Origin of the sequence: Micromonospora sp. NPDC001898, assembly GCF_042891255.1 — a bacterium.
GTDB lineage: Bacteria > Actinomycetota > Actinomycetes > Mycobacteriales > Micromonosporaceae > Micromonospora.
In genome coordinates this window covers 705,913-723,470 of the sequence record NZ_JBIATC010000003.1, presented here as the reverse complement: position 1 = coordinate 723,470, position 17,558 = coordinate 705,913, and the positions used below count along the sequence as shown (strand labels likewise).

The 17,558-nt window shown below is 71.7% G+C and carries 14 protein-coding genes; 5 read left to right on the top strand and 9 right to left on the bottom strand.

All coding sequences use genetic code 11. From position 1 onward, the window contains the following. Window positions 1–231, bottom strand: a 231-nt coding sequence (locus ACFYZF_RS11140; protein ID WP_387018337.1) for a glycogen/starch synthase, incomplete at its 3' end; no start/stop codon positions are given. A 319-nt stretch (window positions 232–550) separates the two neighbouring features. Between ACFYZF_RS11140 and glgX the strand changes: the two genes are divergently transcribed. The 3 genes from glgX to treZ are packed head-to-tail and all read left to right on the top strand — an operon-like array spanning window position 551 to window position 6,783. After that, window positions 551–2,668 carry a glycogen debranching protein GlgX gene (gene glgX, locus ACFYZF_RS11135; RefSeq protein ID WP_387018334.1) on the top strand — a complete coding sequence of 706 codons (2,118 nt, stop codon included), beginning with the start codon at window positions 551–553 and terminating at the stop codon, window positions 2,666–2,668. 3 nt (window positions 2,669–2,671) lie between these two features. Beyond that, window positions 2,672–5,053: a malto-oligosyltrehalose synthase gene (treY, locus tag ACFYZF_RS11130; protein ID WP_387018331.1), complete on the top strand. Its 2,382-nt coding sequence runs from the start codon at window positions 2,672–2,674 to the stop codon at window positions 5,051–5,053. Then, the gene (gene treZ / locus ACFYZF_RS11125; RefSeq protein ID WP_387018328.1) at window positions 5,050–6,783 is read left to right on the top strand and encodes a malto-oligosyltrehalose trehalohydrolase; all 1,734 of its coding nucleotides are present in this window, start codon (window positions 5,050–5,052) and stop codon (window positions 6,781–6,783) included. The genes treY and treZ overlap by 4 nt, the downstream gene beginning before the upstream one ends. Window positions 6,784–6,808: 25 nt before the next feature. Here the strand turns inward: treZ and ACFYZF_RS11120 are convergent, their stop codons facing one another. Beyond that, window positions 6,809–7,684 carry an alpha/beta fold hydrolase gene (locus ACFYZF_RS11120; protein ID WP_387018325.1) on the bottom strand — a complete coding sequence of 292 codons (876 nt, stop codon included), beginning with the start codon at window positions 7,682–7,684 and terminating at the stop codon, window positions 6,809–6,811. A gap of 574 nt (window positions 7,685–8,258) precedes the next feature. Between ACFYZF_RS11120 and ACFYZF_RS11115 the strand changes: the two genes are divergently transcribed. Beyond that, window positions 8,259–8,810, top strand: coding sequence for a YciI family protein (locus tag ACFYZF_RS11115; RefSeq protein WP_387018322.1), 552 nt, complete (start codon window positions 8,259–8,261; stop codon window positions 8,808–8,810). 51 nt (window positions 8,811–8,861) lie between these two features. Here the strand turns inward: ACFYZF_RS11115 and ACFYZF_RS11110 are convergent, their stop codons facing one another. The 4 genes from ACFYZF_RS11110 to ACFYZF_RS11095 all read right to left on the bottom strand — a co-directional run bounded on the left by ACFYZF_RS11110 (window position 8,862) and on the right by ACFYZF_RS11095 (window position 14,488). Next, window positions 8,862–11,069, bottom strand: a complete 2,208-nt coding sequence (locus tag ACFYZF_RS11110; protein WP_387018320.1) for a HelD family protein — start codon at window positions 11,067–11,069, stop codon at window positions 8,862–8,864. A 30-nt stretch (window positions 11,070–11,099) separates the two neighbouring features. Beyond that, window positions 11,100–11,282, bottom strand: coding sequence for a hypothetical protein (locus ACFYZF_RS11105; protein WP_387018317.1), 183 nt, complete (start codon window positions 11,280–11,282; stop codon window positions 11,100–11,102). 1,428 nt (window positions 11,283–12,710) lie between these two features. Continuing rightward, window positions 12,711–13,466 carry an SAM-dependent methyltransferase gene (locus ACFYZF_RS11100; protein ID WP_387018316.1) on the bottom strand — a complete coding sequence of 252 codons (756 nt, stop codon included), beginning with the start codon at window positions 13,464–13,466 and terminating at the stop codon, window positions 12,711–12,713. A 176-nt stretch (window positions 13,467–13,642) separates the two neighbouring features. Next, window positions 13,643–14,488 (bottom strand): CHAP domain-containing protein, encoded by an 846-nt coding sequence (locus ACFYZF_RS11095; protein WP_387018314.1) that lies wholly within the window; start codon window positions 14,486–14,488, stop codon window positions 13,643–13,645. Between the two features lie 278 nt (window positions 14,489–14,766). Between ACFYZF_RS11095 and ACFYZF_RS11090 the strand changes: the two genes are divergently transcribed. Further along, on the top strand, window positions 14,767–16,461 hold the full coding sequence (locus ACFYZF_RS11090) for a pentapeptide repeat-containing protein (RefSeq protein WP_387018311.1): 1,695 nt from the start codon (window positions 14,767–14,769) through the stop codon (window positions 16,459–16,461). A gap of 75 nt (window positions 16,462–16,536) precedes the next feature. On the opposite strand, the gene ACFYZF_RS11085 is transcribed toward ACFYZF_RS11090, so the two are convergent. From ACFYZF_RS11085 to ACFYZF_RS11075, 3 genes are read right to left on the bottom strand one after another with little or no spacing between them, the layout of a single operon-like run. Beyond that, the gene (locus ACFYZF_RS11085; RefSeq protein ID WP_387018308.1) at window positions 16,537–16,692 is read right to left on the bottom strand and encodes a hypothetical protein; all 156 of its coding nucleotides are present in this window, start codon (window positions 16,690–16,692) and stop codon (window positions 16,537–16,539) included. Window positions 16,693–16,700: 8 nt separating this feature from the next. Next, window positions 16,701–16,907: a helix-turn-helix transcriptional regulator gene (locus tag ACFYZF_RS11080; RefSeq protein ID WP_091094605.1), complete on the bottom strand. Its 207-nt coding sequence runs from the start codon at window positions 16,905–16,907 to the stop codon at window positions 16,701–16,703. After that, on the bottom strand, window positions 16,907–17,365 hold the full coding sequence (locus tag ACFYZF_RS11075; RefSeq protein ID WP_387018305.1) for a DUF2975 domain-containing protein: 459 nt from the start codon (window positions 17,363–17,365) through the stop codon (window positions 16,907–16,909). The genes ACFYZF_RS11080 and ACFYZF_RS11075 overlap by 1 nt, the downstream gene beginning before the upstream one ends. Window positions 17,366–17,558: the final 193 nt, after the last annotated feature.

The window sequence follows — 17,558 nt, the reverse complement described above, 5'->3', positions numbered from 1 at the left end:
GGTGACGTCGTGGCCGGCGGTGGCGAGGGCGACGGAGAGGGCGTGGACGTGGCGGCCTAGGCCGCCGACGAGCACCGGCGGGTACTCCCACGACAACATCAGGATGCGGCGGGTCTGCGGGGGCACCCCGGCCCCGGCGGACTGCGGGACCAAAGGCCGGGAGGTGGGCACGGCCCGGCAGGTCCGGTCCGTGGCGGTGGCGGTTTGCTCGCCGGCCCGCAGGGTCATCACATCAAACTCCGTCCATGCATGGTGGAACGCGCCGGCATCGGTGGCGGCGAAAAGGGAAGTGGTGGGGTGGCCGAGGGCCGAGTGGCGGCATGCGCGGGCGCACGCCTCCGCATCAAGGAAAGGGCATCCGGGGCCGAACCGCATCCTGAGAGGGCCCAAGGTGACGGACGCCACCCAAACGTGCGCCCGGTATCAGGAGGGTGGATTTTGGTTCACGGCACGAAACGGTGGATTGGGCGGACCTGCGGCGGGGCATTAGCGGCGTGCGCTCGCCGGGCCGCCCGGTAGGGGCGTTCATCATCATGGGCTGAGGAGCGACATGCAGGTCTGGCCGGGCGAGCGGTACCCCCTGGGGGCGACCTACGACGGGATGGGCACCAACTTCGCGATCTTCTCGGAGGTGGCCGAGCGGGTCGAGCTCTGCCTGTTCGACGAGTGGGACACCGGGGCGGAGCGCCGCGTCGAGCTGCGCGAGGTCGACGCGTACGTCTGGCACGCGTACATCCCCGGCATCGAACCGGGGCAGCGGTACGGCTACCGGGTCCACGGCCCGTGGAACCCGGCCGACGGGCCGCGCTGCAACCCGCACAAGCTCCTGCTCGACCCGTACGCCAAGGCCGTCGACGGGGACGTGCAGTGGAACGCGGCCGTCTACGACTACGAGCTGGGCGACCCGGACCGGATGTCCGAGACCGACTCGGCGCCGTTCATGCCCAAGTCGGTGGTGGTCAACCCGTACTTCGACTGGGGCAACGACCGGCCGCCGCGCACCCCGTACCACCACTCGGTGATCTACGAGGCCCACGTGCGCGGGCTGACCATGCGCCACCCCGGCATCCCGGAGGAGCTGCGCGGCACGTACGCGGCGATCGCCTCCCCGGTCATGATCGAGTACTTCCAGCAGCTCGGGATCACCGCCGTCGAGCTGATGCCGGTGCACCAGTTCGTCCACGACCACCGGCTGGCCGACCTGGGAATGCGCAACTACTGGGGCTACAACACCATCGGCTTCTTCGCCCCGCACCACGGCTACTCCGCGCTGGGCCACCTCGGCCAGCAGGTGCAGGAGTTCCGGGGCATGGTCAGGGCGCTGCACGCCGCCGGCATCGAGGTCATCCTCGACGTGGTCTACAACCACACCGCCGAGGGCAACCACCTGGGCCCGACGCTGAGCTTCAAGGGCGTCGACAACCCCAGCTACTACCGGCTCTCGGAGGAGGATCGCCGGTACTTCGTCGACTACACCGGCACCGGCAACAGCCTCAACGTGCGCAGCCCCCACTCCCTCCAACTGATCATGGACTCGCTGCGCTACTGGGTGACCGAGATGCACGTCGACGGGTTCCGCTTCGACCTGGCCGCCACCCTGGCCCGCGAGTTCTACGAGGTCGACCGCCTCTCCACCTTCTTCGAGGTGGTCCAGCAGGACCCGGTGGTCAGCCAGGTCAAGCTGATCGCCGAGCCGTGGGACGTCGGCCCCGGCGGCTACCAGGTGGGCAACTTCCCGCCGGTGTGGACCGAGTGGAACGGCAAGTACCGCGACACGGTGCGGGACTTCTGGCGCGGCGAGCCGGCCACCCTCGCCGAGTTCGCCTCCCGGATCTCCGGCTCCGCCGACCTGTACCAGGACGACGGCCGCCGTCCCTTCCACAGCATCAACTTCGTCACCTGCCACGACGGGTTCACCCTCAACGACCTGGTGTCCTACAACGACAAGCACAACGAGGCCAACGGCGAGGACAACCGGGACGGCGAGGGCCACAACCGGTCCTGGAACTGCGGCGTCGAGGGGGAGACCGACGACCCGGGCGTGCTGGCCCTGCGGCAGCGGCAGCGGCGCAACTTCCTGGCCACCCTGATCCTCTCCCAGGGCGTGCCGATGATCGGCCACGGCGACGAGCTGGGCCGCACCCAGCGCGGCAACAACAACGCGTACTGCCAGGACAGCGAGCTGGCCTGGGTCGACTGGGACGACGCCGACGAGGCGCTGCTGAGCTTCGTCCGGCGGCTCGTCGAGTTCCGCCGCAGCCACCAGGTGTTCCGCCGCCGCCGGTTCTTCACCGGCCTGCCGGTGGGCGGCCGGGCCGCCGGCTCGGGCCTGCCCGACCTGGCCTGGTACACCCCCGACGGTCGGGAGATGACCGGCGAGGACTGGGGCAACGACTTCGGCCGCTCGGTGGCCCTGTTCGTCAACGGCGACGGCATCCCCGAGCGCGGCCAGTACGGCCAGCGCCACCGGGACACCTCGTTCCTGCTCTGCTTCAACGCCCACGACGCCGCGCTGGACTTCACCCTGCCCGGGGAGGAGTTCGGCCGGCGGTGGGAGCTGGTGATCAGCACCGCGGAACCGGAACCGGAGAAGCCGACCCTCGTCGAGGCGGGCGGCACGATCTGCGTCCCGGACCGTTCCCTGGTGGTCCTGGAGAGGATGGTCTGAGCGATGCCCGACACCCGTACCGGTGACCGACGAGCGAAGACCGGTGACCGGGTCGGCGCGACGTACCGGGTGCAGGTCCGCCCCGGGTTCGACCTCGACGCCACCGCCGGTCTCGCCGGCTACCTGGCCGACCTCGGCGTCACCCACCTCTACAGCGCGCCCCTGCTCACCGCCACCCCCGGCTCGGCGCACGGCTACGACGTGGTCGACCACCGAACGGTCAACCCCGAACTGGGCGGCGAGGCCGGCCGGGTCCGGCTGGTCCGGGCGCTGCGCGCGGCCGGGCTCGGCCTGGTCGTCGACATCGTGCCCAACCACGCCGGGGTGGCCCAGCCGGCGGCCAACCCCGCCTGGTGGGACGTGCTGCGCCGGGGCCGCGCCTCGGCGTACGCGCGCTGGTTCGACATCGACTGGGACCGGGGCCGGCTGCTGCTGCCGGTGCTCGCCGACGCCCCGGACGCCCTCGACGACCTCAAGATCGTCGACGGGGAGCTGCGCTACCACGAACACCGCTTCCCGATCGCCGACGGCACCGCCGAGGGAACCGGCGAAGGGGCCGGCGACGCCGACGGCACCGGCGACGGGACCGCCCGCGAGGTGCACGACCGGCAGCACTACGAGCTGGTCTCCTGGCGGCGCGGGGACCGCGAGCTGACGTACCGCCGGTTCTTCGCCGTCTCCGACCTGGCCGGCCTGCGGGTGGAGGACCCGGAGGTGTTCGCCGCCACCCACGCGGAGGTGCTGCGCTGGGCGGCGGCCGGCGAGGTCGACGGCATCCGGGTCGACCACCCCGACGGGCTGCGCGACCCGGCCGGCTACCTGGCCCGGCTGCGCGCCGCCGCCCCCGACGCGTGGCTGCTGGTGGAGAAGATCCTTGAGTACGGCGAGGAACTGCCCGACTGGCCGGTGGACGGCACCACCGGCTACGACGCCCTGGCGCCCGTCGGCGGCCTCTTCGTCGACGGGTCCGCCGAGGGCGACTTCACCGCCCTGGACACCCGGCTGACCGGACACCGCACCTCCTGGTCGGACCTGATCCACGACACCAAGCTGGAGGCGGCCACCCGGCTGCTCGCCGCCGAGCTGACCCGGCTCGCCGCCCTCGCCCCCGAGTTGGAACCGGCCGAGGCCCGGGCGGCCCTCGCCGAGCTGGCCGCGTGCTTCCCGGTCTACCGGGGCTACCCGCCGCACGGCGCCCGGCACCTGGCCGACGCCCGCTCCGAGGCCGGCCGACGCCGCCCCGACCTGACCGCCGCCCTCGACGCGGTCACCCGCCGGCTGCGCGACCCCGACGACGAACTGGGGCAGCGCTTCCCGCAGCTGTCCGGCGCGGTGATGGCCAAGGGCGTCGAGGACACCGCCTACTACCGGTGGAGCCGGTTCGTCGCCCTCAACGAGGTCGGCGGCAGCCCCGCCCATTTCGGCACCCCGCTGGCCGAGTTCCACCGGTTCGCCGCCGCCCGACAGGCCCGCTGGCCGGCGGCCATGACCACCCTGTCCACCCACGACACCAAACGCGGCGAGGACGTCAGGGCCCGGCTCGCGGCGCTGTCCGAGCTGCCCGAGCGCTGGGCCGAGCTGGTCACCCGGTGGACCGCCGCCGCGCCGCTGCCCGACCCGGCGTTCGCCCACCTGCTCTGGCAGACCGCCGTCGGGGCGTGGCCGATCGAGCGGGAGCGGCTGCACGCGTACGCCGAGAAGGCCGCCCGGGAGGCGTCCGTCGCCACGAGCTGGGCCGACCCCGACCCCGGCTTCGAGCACGCCATGCACGCCCTGGTCGACCGGATGTACGACGACCCGGAGCTGCACGCCGAGCTGACCGCGTTCGCCGCCGAGATCACCCCGGCCGGCTGGTCCAACTCCCTCGGGCAGAAGCTCGTCCAGCTCGCCATGCCCGGCGTGCCCGACACCTACCAGGGCACCGAGCTGTGGGAGAACTCGCTGGTCGACCCGGACAACCGCCGCCCGGTCGACTTCGCCGTACGCCGAGAGCTGCTGGCCCGCCTCGACGCCGGTCGGCAGCCGGCGGTGGACGCCGAAGGGGCGGCGAAGCTGCTCGTGGTCTCGCGGACCCTGCGGCTGCGTCGCGACCGCCCGGAGCTGTTCACCGGCTACCGCCCGGTGCCCGCCCGGGGCCCCGCCGCCGCGCACGCGGTCGCCTTCGACCGGGGCGGTGCGGTCGCCGTCGCCACCCGGCTGCCGCTCGGGCTGGCCCGCGCCGGCGGCTGGGGCGACACCACCCTGTCACTTCCCGTTCACGAGCTGACCGACCTGTTCACCGGCCGGGTCTACGGTGGCGGGGAGACCCCGCTGGCCGACCTGCTGGCCACCTGTCCCGTCGCGCTGCTGGCTCCCACCGCCGAGTTCGTGGAGGCTGCGTCATGACCGAGTTCACGGTGTGGGCGCCGGAGGCCGCCCGCCTCCGACTGCGCCTGCCCGGCGACGCCGACCACGAGATGCGCGCCGGCCCCGACGGCTGGTGGCGCGTCGAGGTGCCCGCCGCCGGCCCCGGCACCGACTACGCCTACCTGCTCGACGACGACGACCGGGCACTGCCCGACCCCCGGTCGGCCTGGCAGCCGGTGGGGGTGCACGGCCCGAGCCGGCGCTACGACCACGCGGCGTTCGAGTGGACCGACACCGGCTGGACCGGCCGGCAGTTGCCCGGCAGCGTCCTGTACGAGCTGCACGTCGGCACGTTCACCCCCGAGGGCACCTTCGACGCGGCCATCGGCCGCCTCGACCACCTCGTCGACCTCGGCGTCGACATGGTCGAGCTACTGCCGGTCAACGCCTTCAACGGCGAGCACAACTGGGGGTACGACGGGGTCTGCTGGTACGCCCCGCACGAGCCCTACGGCGGCCCGGACGGGCTGAAACGGTTCGTCGACGCCGCCCACGCCAAGGGTCTGGGGGTGATCCTCGACGTCGTCTACAACCATTTCGGGCCCTCCGGGGCCTACGCGCCGATGTTCGCGCCGTACCTCACCGAGCAGGACAACGCCTGGGGCCGGACCGTCAACCTCGACGGCCCGCACTCCGACGGGGTGCGCCGCTACATCCTCGACAGCGTGCTGATGTGGCTGCGCGACTACCACGTCGACGGGTTGCGGCTCGACGCCGTGCACGCCATGCCCGACTCCCGGGCCACCCACCTGCTGGAGCAGATCGCGGCGGAGGTGGAGACCCTGTCCACCCATCTGGGCCGGCCGCTGTCGCTGATCGCCGAGTCCGACCTCAACGACCCGACGCTCGTCACGCCCCGGGAGGCCGGCGGGTACGGCCTGCACGCCCAGTGGAACGACGACGCCCACCACGCCCTGCACACCATGCTCACCGGGGAGCGGCAGGGCTACTACGGCGACTTCGGCTCCCTGGAGTGCCTGTCGGAGGTGCTGACCGGGGCGTTCTTCCACGCCGGCACCTGGTCCAGCTTTCGCAGCCGCAGCCACGGCCGGCCGGTGGACCGGCAGCGGGTGCCGGGGCACCGGTTCGTGGCGTACCTGCAGAACCACGACCAGATCGGCAACCGGGCCACCGGCGACCGGATCTCCGCCACCCTCTCCCCGGCGCTGCTGCGGGTCGGCGCGACGCTGCTGTTCACCGCGCCGTTCACCCCGATGCTGTTCATGGGGGAGGAGTGGGCGGCCAGCACCCCGTGGCAGTTCTTCACCAGCCACCCCGAGCCGGAGCTGGCGACCGCCGTGGCCACCGGCCGCCGGCGGGAGTTCGCCGCGCACGGGTGGACTTCGGATGATGTTCCCGACCCGCAGGCCCCGCAGACCTTCGCCCGCTCCCGGCTCGACTGGGCCGAGCTGAACAAGCCCGAACACCGCGGGATGTACGAGTTCCACCGGCGGCTCATCGCGCTGCGCAAGAGCCGGGCGGACCTGTCCGATCCTCGGCTGGACCGGGTCGACGTCCGGCACGGGGACCAGTTCCTGGTGATGCGGCGGGGGGAGACGCTGGTGGTCGCGAACCTGGCAGCCAAGCCGCAGCGGGTCACGTTGCCGGGGATGGCTCGTCGGGTGCTGCTGGCCACGGGGGAGGGGGTCACGGTGACCCGGGACCGGATCGACCTGCCGGCGGAGACGGCGGCAATCGTGGCGCTCTAGGGCCGACACCGAAGTCCCGCGTCCGTCAGCCGGCGTCCAGCACCTCGCGCAGCCGCGCCGCGAACTCGGCGGGCTTGCCCGCGTAGCCGAAGTCGCCGCCGAGGAAGCCGCCGTGGTGGCTCGGAAACACCGTGGCCTCCTGGCCGAGCAGCGCGGCGGTGGCGACGGCCGTACGCGCGGTGTACGTCCCCGCCGTCTCCTCGCCGACGGCGATCACGATCCGGGTCGGGGCTGCGGTGAGCGCCTGCACGTCGGGGCGGTAGTCGGTGATCGCCCAGGAGGCCTTCGACAGCAGCGGGTCGTCGCGGGTGCCGTCGTCGTCGGTCGGCATGCCGAACATCGCCGGGTCGGGCGCGGGCTGGGCGAAGTAGGCGTCGGTGAACTCGCCCTGCCAGGCCGTCATAGCGATGAACGCGGCCATCCCGGCGCCGTTGCCCTTCGCCTGGTACGCCTCGTGGAAGGCGGCCCGGGCGCGGTCGGCGGCGGCGGCGTCGGGGAGCACGGCGTTGATGGGCGGCTCGTGCGCCACGAGCGTGGCGACGTCACCGGGGTGGGACGCGACCAGTTCGAGCGCGGTCACCGCGCCGCCGCTGCTGGCGAAAACGTCGACCGGGCCGGTGCCGAGCGCCTCGATCAGCAGGTGCAGGTCGCCCGCCTGGGTCTGCGGCGTGTGGTCCGTCCGGCCGTCGGTGCGGGCGCTGCGGCCAAGACCCCGGGGGTCGTACGTGATGACCGTGCGGTCGGTGAAGTGCTCGGCGAGCGAGCCGAAGCCCTCGGCGGTCATCGGCTGGCCGATCATGAGCAACGTGCGGTGTCCGGCGGACGCGGCGAGCGGGTCGCGGACGTCGTAGACCAGGTCGGCGCCGGGCGCGGCAAGGGTGCGCGTCTCACTGTTCGTCATGCCGGGAGCGTACGGCCGACGTACGACGTCATGGGCCGTGGCGCTGCGAGAGTCGCCCCGGTTTCGCGGGCGAAGGCGGACTGGCCGACGCCGAGGATCCGCTTGAAGCGGCGGACCAGGCGCGGCTGGTCGTAGAACCCGCTGTCGGTCCCGCTCGACCGCCACGGTCGACCCCGCAGGATGAGCCCGCAGGATGAGCCCGCGGGCGAGGTCGACCCAACGGGAGATCAGGTACTGGGCGCTGGCGTCGTCGCTGATCTGCTGGTGATACCTGGATCGACTCCTTTGCTCTGCTGCCCCCTGTGCAACGGTGGGGTGCGCGGCGTCTTCTGCCGTCCGTTCGTGCTGGCCCATGCCATGAAGCGGCATCGTGCTGGTGTTGCGGTGACGGCAGCAGAGCAAAGGGGCGAGTGGGCATGACCTGCCTGCTGTGGGTCTGGCACCCCGGCCGCCTGGCCCAGCGGCCAGCGGCGGAGAACGACCACGATCATCTGTGCGGCGACGGCTGCGGCACGTGACCCGGGGCGGCATCCCTCCGCGTCGGTGTTCGGCGCGCGGCGGGCAGGATCTGGGCATGGAGTTCTTCTGCTACCACCGGGATCGGCGCGGCTCTGCGGCGCTCCGGAGCGAGCTGCTACAGGAGCACTGGTCGTACATGGACCGGTACGCGGCGCAGATGATCGCTCGTGGCCCGACCTTCGCGGCCGACGGTGCCACGCTCACGGGCAGTGTGCACATCCTGGACCTGCCCGATTCCGCCGCCGCTCGGGCCTTCGCCTTCGACGAGCCCAACTACCAGGCCGGCGCGTACCGCGATGTGCTGTTGCGCAGGTGGCGCAACACGCTGGGGCGCACTATGTGGGACTTTCCTGGGGGCCGGACGGGCGGCAACCGGTACCTGGTGCTGGGCCTCGGCGCGGGGCGGGCCGCCGACCTGGACGTGCGCCCGGACCGGGACGGCCTGATCGCGTACGGCCCGTTGCTGTCCGACGACGGCGCCATCTGGCTGGGCACGGCGGCGCTGCTCCGGGCGGAGGATGCGGACGAGGCGCGCGCCGTGCTGCCCTCGGACCGGTACGCCGACATCGAGGTGCACAACTGGGCGTTCGGCGGCCGGCCGTCCTGACCGGCGGGTGGCTGCGGACCGTCAGTGTGTTCTCCGTAGGCGTGGCGACTGCTACGTGAGCATCAACTGCCCGAGTTCCTGGGTGCATCGGGTGAGCGCGACGTAGAGACCGTTCCAGCCGCGCGGTTCAGCGGCGATGCCCTGGGGGTCGATGAGTAGCGTCGCGTCCCATTCCAATCCCTTGGACTGGGTCGCGGTGAGCACCGGCACGTCGCTCAGCATGGCTAGGAGTTTGGCGATGCGGTCGGCGGGGGCGATCACCCCGACCATGCCGCCGTACCACCGCTGCCGCAGCTCCTGCACAGCTTGGACGGCGGCGTCGGCAAGCTCGGCGGGCGTGATCCTGAGCTCCCAGGGGGCGATGCCGGAGGAGCGTACCGCCCGGGGCGGCGCGTTGTGGCTGCCGGCCTTCCTCAGCACCGGTCCGGTGAGGTCCATGACCTCGCGCGGGGTCCGGTAGCAGATGGTCAGTTCGGCGGCGGTCCAGCGGTCTCCGAAAACGGCCTGCACCGCCTGTGCCCAACTGGTGTGCCGGTGCGCTGCCTCCGTCTGGTCGATGTCGCCGACGGCGGTGATGGAACGACTGGGACAGCGCCGCAGCACCATCTGCCACTGCATCTCGGACAGCTCCTGCGCCTCGTCGATGACGACGTGGCCGTACACCCAGCCGCGCTGACGGCGAGCGCGGTCGGCGACGAACTCGCCCTGTGGTTGCGGCGCTTCGACCTCGCCCAGCAGGTCGGCGAGGGCATCGAGCAGGGGGATGTCGCTCGATGCCCACGGGGCGGGCTCCGCCGAGACTGCGGTGATCTCCTCCGGGGCCAACTGCGGGGCGAACCGGGCCAGCAGGGTGCGGTCGGTCAGGAGATCGCGCAACAGGTGCTCGACGTCGCGGGTGGGCCACCATGCCTCGATGAATCGGGCGATGGTGGCGTTCTCGGCGATACGATAACGGAGCTGCTCGATCTCCTCCTCGGAGAGCAATCCGTCGACGTCACTGCCGGTGGACGTCCTGCCGAAGTGGTGGTCGTGCCTCATGTCATTGTCGACGCGGGCGAGGATGTCCTCGAAGCCCTCCTCCATCTCGTTCATCAGCGCCTCGCGCTGCTCGACGACCGCTTCGGCAAGGAGGTGGTGCAGCTGCTCGGCGAACGCCGCGCGGGCGCGGTGGTACGGACGTCCCTGCACCGCCGAGGCGAGCGCCTGCGCCACGGCTGCGGCTGCGATGACGTAGAACTCGCCCTCCCAGCGCAGCTTCAGCTCACGGGGCCGGGGCAGCAGCGACGTGACGTAGCTTTCGAGCGCGGGCTGCCAGAGGGCGCGGCCCTTGATCTCGGCGAGAAGCCTACTCTCGTCGCGGCCCACGCGGATCTCGGTCAGCAGAGTGTCGCAGGTCGCCGACACGACGGCGGTCTCACCGAGCGCGGGCAGCACCTGGGCGATGTACTGGAGGAACCGTGGCGAGGGGCCGAGGACCAGGACCGCCTGGTCGGCCATCTTTCGGTGGGCGAACAGCAGGTAGGCGACGCGGTGCAGAGCTACGACGGTCTTGCCGGTGCCGGGACCGCCCTGAACGATCAGCGGGCCGGTCGCCTCGGCCCGGATGATGTCGTCCTGTTCGCGTTGCAGCGTGGAGATCGCCGTCGACATGTGGCCGGTGCGCCGCTGGTCGAGGGCGGCCAGTAGAGCGCCTTCACCGACGAGTTCCGCCGTCATGGTGCCGTCCAGCGGCTCGTCGTCCACGCCGACGACGACCGATCCCGCCGTGCGTACGTGACGGCGCCGCGCCTGACCTTGTGGGTCGACAGCCGTCGCGGTGTAGAACGGCCGTGCTGCGGGAGCACGCCAGTCCACCAGCAGTGGCTCACCGTCCTCGCCGTCGGTGCGGAGACCGACCCGGCCCACGTGTCGCACGGTTCCGTCAAGGCCGTCGAGGCGGCCGAAGACCAGCCCTTCCCGTGCTCGCCGCAGCTCCTCGTACTGTTGGCGGAGCATGCGATGCCGGGCCCGTTCCAATGGGTCCAGGGCGTCTGACGAGAGCTCGGCCTGCAGGTGGTCGGCCAGCCTGTCGCGCCGGGCCGTGGCCACGTCGAGAAACTCCTGTTCCTCGGCGATCGCGGATTGGCGGGCGCCGGCAGCGCCGTTGTTCAGAGCAGAATCCCGGCGCATACGCAAATCCTTGTACTGGTTGTTTCCCCTCGGCCCGGTTGGGCCGGAGCGTATTCCGGCGGCAATTATAGAACTGGCTCTCCTCGTCAACCAGGAACTCTGTCGGCAGAGATGACAATCTCAATGCCCTTGCAGTTCCGGGCCGCTCGTGGCCTCCTGGCCGAGCAGCGCTGCGGTGGCGACGGTCGTACGCGCGGTGTACGTCCCCGCCGTCTCCTCGCCGGCCGCGATCACGATCCGGGTCGGTGCGGCCCTGAGCGCCTGCGCGTCGGGGTGGTAGTCGAGCTCAGCGGCACCGTGCACATCGTCGATCTGCCGGATTCGGCCGCCACGCGGGCGTTCGCCTTCGACGATCCCGGCTCAGCGTGTCTACCTGCAAAACCGGCCCGTTGCCTATTCGGTGATCCAAGTAGGTCGAAGAGGCCCAGTTGGCCCTCTCGGGGGAAAGCTCGTCATGCCATTGGATGTGGAAGAGAGTTGGGGCTGTGACCCTTCGCGCATCTCTTATATGCGTTCCGGGGCAGCCAAGCCCCGGTGCAGGCCTGCTCCTTGCCGAAGGCCAACCTTGCCGAGGACAACACAACGAAGTTGGCCGTCCACGGGAGCCGCTGAGGGAGGGCCGAACCGTGCGGGACCAGGGCCCCGGCAAGTCGTGAGGGTTTCCGGCCTGGGTGGTTGGTGGAGAGGCAGGGCCCCGGCAAAGTCGCGAGGTGTCCGGTCCCGCCCGAAGTTCATCCACCTTCCGGGAATTCCGTTCCGCGTTTCAGGATGGCAGGAGATCATGGAAGGAATTGGCCCCTCCGGGGGCCATTTTTTACCAAGATCTCCCGCGCGGTCAGTCGTGCCGTCGGAAATGGCGCTCCTGGTAGTGGTGCGCCGTACGGGGGCCTGGAGCCTTGGTTCCGCCGAACCCCAGCTCTTCCACCAGTTCGCCCAAATGCCCCGGAGGCTGCCGCTACGCCGCCCCGTGCGCCGGGCAGCCGGGCGGCGACCTGACAAATGCCCCCACCCGGTCGGGGACCTGCCTTCGGCCCCTATGGAGTTGCCCCGTCCACGCTTCGAGCGGGGGGTCCGCTCGCTGGACCGGTACGCGGTGATCCAGGAGGTCGCCGAGGTGCTGCGGGTCGATCCGTTGGTGCTGCTCGGCGAGGACCGCCCGCCGCCGATGAGCGCCAGCCCGCTGGACGGGGTGGGGGTTCTGGCCGCCGCCGGGTGCGGCGACGCCGGCCGGGCGGGGGAGTTGGCCGACCGGGCCGCCGGGCACGCCGCCTCGCTCGGGGCCGGTGGCGACCCGCACCGGACCAGCTTCGGGCCGGTCGCCGTCGAGTTGGCCCGGGTGGTGGCGGCGGTCGAGCTGGGGGAGGCCGGGGAAGCGGTGGGCCGGCACGAGCAGGTGGTACGAGGGGAGGCGTGGCGGCGGCTGCCGGCCGAGTACCGGGCCGCGTACCTGGTCGACGCCGCGCGGGCGTACCTGCGGTTCGGTGACCTGCGTGCGGCCGGGCGGATGCTGGTCGACGCGGATGGCGTCGCGCCGGCGGAGGTCCGGTGCCGGCCGGTGGCGCGTACGGTGATCGCCGAGCTGGCGCGGGCGCACCCGGTCCGGCCGGCGTGGCGCGGCTGGCGACGCTCGTCGGCCTCACCCGGTGACCGAGCTGCCCCGGCGGGGTGTGGCCCGTCCCCTATGGCCGAGCCACCAGGACACTGCCCGACCAACCCGGCTCCTAACGGGCTTCAGTTCCTGCGCGCGGTCACCAATGCGAACGTGAGAAGCTCGCCGTTGTCCGCGGTGAGCATGTCGATCACGGGCTCGTTCGATGCCCGGCCATCCGGCTGCGCCTCGGCAGCTGCCCGGGTCCACAGCAGCCAGTCCCGCCAGCCCTCTGGTTGCAGTCGCGCTGACGTGACCGTCACCAGTTCGGTGATCTCCCAGTGGAAGCGCCACCACTGCGCCGTGTGCCAGGCGATCGCCTCCCAGCCGACCACCTTCTTTATGTGGGCGGGGATGGCCCCGAGCTCGCGGATCTCACGGGTCATCGCGGGCGTCGCCATACCCAGCTGTCCACCCGGGCGCAGGAACCGCACCAGGTACGGCAGGTAGCTGTCGGCCGTGCCGAAGTACTCGAAGGCGTCGACGCTCACGATGGCATCGAAGCTCTCCTCCTCGAAGGGCAGGGCGTGCGCCTCCGCCCGCACCGCATCCACCCGGTCGCTGACGCCGGCCTCGGCGAAGACGGCCGCCGCCTCGTCCGCGCCGACCCACCAGTCGGCCGCGACGACGTGAACGCCGTACTCGCGGGCAAGGAACACCGACGTCGCGCCCTTGCCGGAGCCGAGGTCGAGCACCCGCATCCCCGGCCGCAGATCAAGGTCCCGGGCGACATCCTCCAGCAGCCACAGGGGGTTCGGCCCCATGTCGAGTCCGAGCAACCACGCCGGGTCGTAGTGGGACGAACGGGGATAGCGATCCGGCCGCACGAGCTGATCCAAGGCAGTCACGAGAACTGACCCAAGCTGATCACGGGCGCTCGTACAACCTCATTTCGCTACTACGGGCCGCAGGTCACGATCTTGGGCATCCGGAGAACGCGGCGGCGATCAGCTGCGACGCGGGCACGCCCACCTCGTTGGCCGGCGTGCCCGCACATCTCAGTCGAGGCGGAAGGTCACTTGAAGCGGATGAACTTGGAGAACTGGTTGTTGGCGGTTCCCACCGACACCGTCCGGTGGCTGTACCTGTCCGCGTTGACGTAGTTGTACTCGTCGATTTCGAAGGTGCCGTTGGCGTTCACGCTGGTGACGAAGGCGACGTGGCCGTAGGTGCCGCCCAGGCGGACCGCGACGTCACCGGCCTTCGGGCTGTTGTACACCGGAACCCCGGCGCGCCCGGCAGCGGCGACCCACTCCTTGGCGTTACCCCACCGGGCCTGGCCCCCGTACTGGTTGTGGAAGGGCACGCCGACGCGGCTCCGCACCGCCCAGGCAGCGAAACTGGTGCACTGCCCCTTGTAGAAGTTCCAAGGGTCGATGCCCGAGGTCGCGCCCTTGTACGGGTAGTCGTCCTTGGCCGGATAGGTCGTCCCGGCGGAGATCAGCTGGTGGGAGGCGTTGTTGTTCTTCAGCGTGGCGTTCAGGTTCGCCTTCGCGCCGGACGCGAAGTTCTGGTAGGCGTAGGAGGCGTCGTAGTCGCTGTTGTAGTAGACCCGCACCGTGTTGCTGGTGCGGTTCCACACGGAAGCGGCGTTGTTCTTGACGCACAGGCCCTGGCCGCTGCCGGCACCCTTGAACTCGTAGCAGCCCGGCTGGGCCGAGCCGTAGTCGGCCAGTGATCCGGTGTGATCGGAGATCGACCCCGCGTGGTCGCTGTTGTAGTAGTAGCAGAACTCGCCGGCGTCGCAGATTCCATCGCGGGCCGCCGCCTGAGCAGGCGCGGAGACCGCCAGGATGCCGAGAGTTGCGCTGAGCACGCTCGCGCCGAGGGCGCCGAGGGCGCGAACGGTGATTCTGGGCATGTCCACTTCCCTTCCAGGGGTATGTGACGACGGGCTCACCATACAAGCCATCGATCAATCGACATACGCCTTGCGTTCGCATCGCCACTGAGGTATGGAAGCCGAGCCAACCCGGCCAGCGCCGTCGGACCATCGACGCGCGCGGCGGCGTGCCCTGGGAGGTCTTCACGGTGCCGGGATGTTGTCACCGCCCGTCGCTATCCTTCGTCGGCACGTCGGGGACGGGTCCTGGCGGCGAATGCCGGTGGCCGGGCTGCGCACCGGGGCTGGAGGGGCACGTGCCGGTCGGGGAGGTGGGCGTCGAGGCGTTCCGGATCGCCGTCCGGCAGGTGACGCGGGCGACGGGCGCGCAGCGGGAGGACGCCCTGCGGCGGCTGGCGGAGTTCGGCGCGGTCGACCCGGCGCTGCGCCAGGACGCGGCCGACGCGATCTGCGCCTATCTGCGTACGTCTCCTGCCGTGTCGGCAGTAGACGTCGCGGGCGGAGTGGATGTCGCGGGTGTCGCCGTGCGGCGGGCGGCCCTGCGGGTGCTCGCCGGGCTGCTGCGCCCCGTCGCCTCCGGGGCGGGCGAGACGGGCGCGCGTACCGGGGCGGGCGAGGTGGGCGCGCGTACCGGAGCCGGAGCGGGGGCGAGGGCGGGCGGGGCGTCGCCGGGTGTCGTCGTGGACCTGTCCGGTGCGACCCTCGTGGATGCCGATTTCGGCGGGTGTGAGCTGGCCGGGGCCCGGTTCGACGACGCCCGGTTCCTCGGGGTGACCTCGTTCGCCGACGCCCGGTTCACCGGGGACGCGGTCTTCGCCCGTGCCGTCTTCCACGGCCAGGCCCGGTTCGCCGACGCCCGGTTCGCCGCCGACGCCGTGTTCGGGCGGGCCCGGTTCCGTGGGCCGGCCAGCTTCGAGCGGGTCACCTTCGCCGCGATGGCCTGGTTCGGGCGGGGCGAGGAGGAACTGTGGGAGGACGATCCGGCCTGGGACGCCGTCGAGGACGTCCGACCCGCGCCGTGGGACGAGCCGAACGAGGACGACCCGGGCTGGCCCGTCGCCGTCCTGATGGGCGACTACCAGGGCTGGGAGGAGGGCGGCGACGGAGCCCGGTTCGTCGGGGCCGTGACGTTCCGGGGCGTGCGCTTCGACGGCCCCGCCTGGTTCTGCAAGGCGCGGTTCGGCGCGGACGCGACGTTCCGGGACGCCTGGTTCGGCGGGCCGGTGCACCTCGACCAGCCGACCGTCGACCTCGACGGCGCCCGGTGGGCCGGCACGGCTGTCGACCTCGACGGTGCCCGGTGGGCCGGCACGGCCGGCGACGAGCCGGCGCGCTGGCCCCTCGGCTGGGTGTCGGCGTCCGGGCCGGACGGCACGAGCGTGCTCGTCGCCGATGGTTCCGTCGCGCCCTACGCCCGTCAGTTCGCCGACCACGATCCCGACGTCCGCCGCGCGGGGCTGCGGGCCCTCGGCGACCTCGGTGACGCGCGGCCGGAGCTGCGCCAGCGTGTGGTCGACGCCGTGTGCGCGTACCTGCGGGTGCCACTGCCGTTCGACGTGACCGGCGAGCTGACTCCCTCCCAGGCGGGGGAGATCCAGCTTCGGCGCGACGCCCAGCGGCTGCTCGCCGAGCGGCTGCGTCCGGTACCCGTCGGGGCGGGCGGGGCGGGAAGACGGCACTGGCCGGGCACGGACCTGCCGCTGTGCGGCGCGACGCTGGTCGACCTCGACCTCAGCGGGTGCCAGGTCGGTCACGCGGACTTCACGGGTGCCCAGTTCCACGGTGCCACCCGCTTCGACGCGAGCACGTTCGCCGGGGCCGCCTTCCGGCTCGGCGGTGCCGAGGGGCGCGCCTCGTTCCACGGCGACGTCACCTTCGCCGGGGCGCAGCTCGGCCGCCGGCGCGACGTCCGGGACGTTCTCGGTGGCGTCGTGTTCCACGCCGACGCCGTGATCGACGGCCCCGAGGCCCCGTCAACGGGGGAGGGCTGAGCGCGGCCTCCCCGGAGACGTCGTCCAGCAGCACCGTGGGCGTGCTGGACGACCAGTGCCGGCCGCGTAGTGCCGCTACCTGCCGCGTCGGGCCGTCCGCACGCCGAACGTGACCGCGCCGACGATGAGCACGACGCCCAGGAGTTGGAGGCCCGGCGAGTCGTCGGCCTCCCCGAGCACGACGCCGGCGACACCGATCGCGACGGCGAGGACGGCGACGAGGTACTTCATCGGTCTCCTCATTCCTCGACCCATTCGAGCAGGTCACCCGGCTGGCAGTCGAGCACCCGGCACATGGCCTCCAGGGTGCTGAACCGAACGGCCTTGGCGCGACCGTTCTTCAGCACCGCCACGTTCGCCGGTGTGAGCCCGACGCGTTCGGCGAACTCACCGACGCTCATCTTGCGTTTCGCCAGCTCGACGTCGATGCGGACGACGATGGGCATCAGATCACCGCTTCCATGTCGGTACGCAGTGTGGTGGCCTGCCGCAGCAGAGCCCGCATCACCACCATCAGGAGCCCCAGCACGGCGACACCCACCAGCATCAGGAACAGCAGGACCGGCAGCCCGGGGTCTGAGGCGTTGATGCCGAAGTAGAGGAACACGCCCAGCAGCACCACCCACGCGGCGGCGATCGCCCACACGATCGCGTCCACCCAGGCCAGGGCGGCGTCGCTGAAGATGCGGTCGCGCTTGACCAGGGTGAGCAACTTCCAGGTGGACACGATCACGACCTGGATGCACAGCACCCAGAACACCGAGACGGCGGTCATCGGCCACCTGAGGTAGGCATCGTTCGGGGACTCCTCGGCCATGTGCGCGAACTGCCCGGGCAGCGAGAGGGTCTGGAACATGACCAGGATCCCGAACAGCAGCACCAGGAAGACTCTGAGCGGACCCACCGCTCGATGCTCCGTCAACATGCATCGACTATCACTCGCAACCTATCGACTGTCAATAGGCTGGGCCGATTGTCAGTCGGTCGGACGCGGCGACGGGGCCGTCGGGGCGGCGGTCAGGCGGGCGCGGATCCCCTCGACGATGAGGCCCAGCCCGTACTCGAAGGTCTCCTCGCCGCTGGGCGCGCCGAGCCGC